The 3014-nt window shown below is 63.9% G+C and carries 2 protein-coding genes and 1 pseudogene; 1 reads left to right on the forward strand and 2 read right to left on the reverse strand.

Annotated features, from left to right (window positions below):
- Positions 1-1533: phosphoethanolamine transferase (locus VM94_RS11135; protein WP_235432896.1), on the reverse strand; the 1533-nt coding region annotated here is incomplete at its 3' end.
- 289 nt (positions 1534-1822) lie between these two features.
- On the opposite strand from VM94_RS11135, the gene VM94_RS11140 reads away from it, so the two are divergent.
- On the forward strand, positions 1823-2398 hold the full coding sequence (locus VM94_RS11140) for a DJ-1/PfpI family protein (protein ID WP_046683561.1): 576 nt from the start codon (positions 1823-1825) through the stop codon (positions 2396-2398).
- Here the strand turns inward: VM94_RS11140 and VM94_RS27225 are convergent.
- Positions 2395-3014, reverse strand: a pseudogene (locus tag VM94_RS27225) (serine hydrolase); the annotation flags it as partial. The gene VM94_RS11140 and the pseudogene VM94_RS27225 sit on opposite strands and share 4 nt — an antisense overlap.

Genomic DNA, 3014 nt, shown 5'->3' on the forward strand with positions numbered 1-3014 from the left:
GCGCTGGTAGCGCAAGCCATTCATGAAGCGCTGCACGGGCGTAAAGGCGCTGCTGAGGATATCGTCATGCGCGGCGTAATAGCGCGTTTCGATCTTCAGCAAGCCCAGCACGGTCGCATCGAGCTTGTCCGTCTGATACGGCCGGCTTTCCAGCGCGGCGCGCGCCCCCGCCGATTGCGGCGCTTGCCGGTTGTCCCAGATCAGCATGGGAATTTCATAGCCACTCTTGTCCGACGCGGAATGACCCGCATGATTGCGGCTGTAGCCCACTTCCTGCCCATGGTCGGATACGAACAGCAAGGAGGCGGCCCGATCCGTCTTGGCCTTTTCCGCCATGCCGATCAGGGTGCCCAGCACGTAATCGCCATAGCGAATGGCGTTGTCGTACTCGTCGCGCTGGTTGCGTATCCAGCTCGACCTGCCCTGGTGCTCCATCTGTGCGCTGACAGCGTCGTGCGCCCGGTCGAAATGAGCGAAGCGGCGGGGATAGCGCATGTCATAGCTGGGATGCGCGCCCAGCAAGTGCACGACGATGAGCTTTTTCGGCGCTTCGTCGCGCAGCGCGTGGGCGAACGGCTGGAACAGGTTGCCGTCAAAATTGTTTTCGCCACGGCCAGTGCCATAGTTGATGAAGTCGCTTTCATCGGCCTCGCTCGCCAGCAACCCGATCCAGCCATCGTTGCGCGTCTGGTTCGATACCCAGAACGTCTTGTAGCCGGCCGCCTCGGCCAGCATCAGCAGATTCGGCTTGGCCATCCACGCGTCCGGGTTGCCGATATCGGCGGGCGTGAGCATCGTCATCATCGATTCCACGGTGCTGGCGGCCGGCGAAATCACGTCATTAAATACCAGCAGCTTCGAGCGCATGGCGTCGAGCTGGGGCGTAGTCGCCCGCGCATAGCCATACAGCGACATCGAGGCGCGGTTCGTGCTCTCGCCGATCACGAGTATGACGGTGCGCGCATCCTCGCCCGCATAGCGCACGTTCCATTCGCGCGGCGCGGCCATGGCCGCCGTCAGCGCGTGCTGCATCGATTTCATGGCGTCCAGCTGCGCGCTGTACTGCTGGTAGCGCAGCGGCCAGAACAGGGCCGGATTTTCGCGCCGCATCGTGGTGTTGACGTGCAGCAGCACGAGAAAGATCGCCATGCAGGCGGCAAAGCATTTTTGCGCCAGGCCAGGCGCGGCAACGTCGCGCGCCGCTTGCCAGCGCTGCAACTGGCGGTCGGCCAGCAGCACGGCCGCCGTCACGAGCAGGAAGCCGCCGGCCGATTGCGCCAGGGCGACGCTGTTGTGCAGAAAAAACTCACCCGTTTCGGCTTGATCTGTCGCAAACATCGCTTGCAAAACCGCATTGGGATTGGGGCGCATGCCAAAATAGCCACGCAAAAAACCCTTGATGGCGGCGTCGAGGTAAAACACGGGCACGACGACGCGCAGCAGCACGGTAATCGCGCTGGCACAGGAACCGCCACGCCACGCATGCAGCACGCCGCCCACGCCCAGCAGGAAGGCCGCCAGCAGGACGGCCAATTTCAGACATTCGTTCGCGCTTAATTGATCGAAGAGGAAAAAAACCAGCAGGCCAGCGATGCTGAGCAGGACACGGCAAAACAGAATCAGCATGGAGGCGACAAGTAACAGGCATGGAAGGAGATGCCCGTGCGGACGGGCCCGCGATTGTAGCGCAGTCTGTTGCAACTTGTACCATTATTTCCACGCACTCCTGACAGAAACTGTCAGTACTTTTTATTATGATTTCGGCACCAGCGGGCTAGCCAGCCTGTACTATTGAAATCACCACTTGCGACAGGACTTCTTCATGACACGTGCCATCACCATTCTGACCGAGAACTTTGCCGATTGGGAAACCGCCCTGCTCAATTCCACGGCGCGCCTGTACTACGGCTTTTACACGCAGTTCGCCACGCCGGGCGGCTTGCCCGTTACCTCGTCCGGCGGCATGCTGGTCACGCCGCAACTGGCGCTGGAAGAGGTCAATCTCGATGAACTCGACTTGCTGATGGTATGCGGCGGCAGCTTCTGGCAAAGCGGCAAGGCGCCAGACCTGGGCCCGCTACTGCGCGCGGCGCGCGACAAGGGCGTGGTGCTGGCCGGCATTTGCGACGGCACGCGCGTGCTGGCGCAGGCGGGCGTGCTCGACACCGTGCGCCACACCTCGAATTGCGCCGAGAACCTGACGGACACGGGCTATGCGGGCGCGGCCCTGTACCAGGACGTGCCGTGGGCCGTGGCCGACCAGCGCATCATCACGGCGCCCGGCACGGCGCCCGTCACCTTCACCAGGGAAGTCTTGCGCGTCCTGGGCATTGCCGATGACAACCTGACCGCCTACCTGGCCATGCACGGCGCGGAACACGGCAAGGCTGCCAACTAGTCGACGCCCAGCGCGCGCAAGCGGGCCACGGCGTGCGTATTGCCGGGGTCCAGTTCCAGCGAACGGCGGTAATGCGTGGCGGCCCGGTCCTTGGCGCCGTCCGCCTCGTACGCTTCGGCCAGGCTGTCGTGGCCATTCGCCCCTTGCGGGTATAGTCGCACGCCAAGCTCGAAGACGGCCACGGCTTGTTTCGGCTGCTGCCGGCCCAGCAGGCGGTAGCCCCAGGCATTCAAGTCGTCTTCCGTGGGCTTTGGCAAGCCGTGCTGGCGCAGGATGGCCGCCAGTTTCTGGTCCAGCCCCTCGAAACCGGTGCTGGCCGCCTGCTTGTGCAGCAGGTGCGCGGCATACGCGCCGCCCCGCTGCTGGCGCAGGGCGGGAAGATAAAAACCGGCGACGGTATCGATCAGCTGTTCCGGCTGGCCACCGGCCAGGTTGCTGAGGATAATGACGGCCAGCCCGTCGTTCGGATACACATAAAAGGCCGAGCGGCCACCGCCGATGCCGGCCACGGCGCGGTGGCCATCGCGGCCGATGGTGGGCCAGCCCAGCGCCCACGGCGCCGGCTTGCCGTCATTCAAGCTGGTCGGCTGCCACAGCCGTTCTACAGCGGCGGGGG

It is taken from the genome of Janthinobacterium sp. KBS0711 (assembly GCF_000988085.1).
Taxonomy (GTDB): domain Bacteria; phylum Pseudomonadota; class Gammaproteobacteria; order Burkholderiales; family Burkholderiaceae_D; genus Janthinobacterium; species Janthinobacterium lividum_E.

Bases quoted from the DNA above. Each gene is read 5' to 3' on its own strand.
- VM94_RS11140 (WP_046683561.1), top strand. From the start codon at position 1,823: ATGACACGTGCCATCACCATTCTGACCGAGAACTTTGCCGATTGGGAA.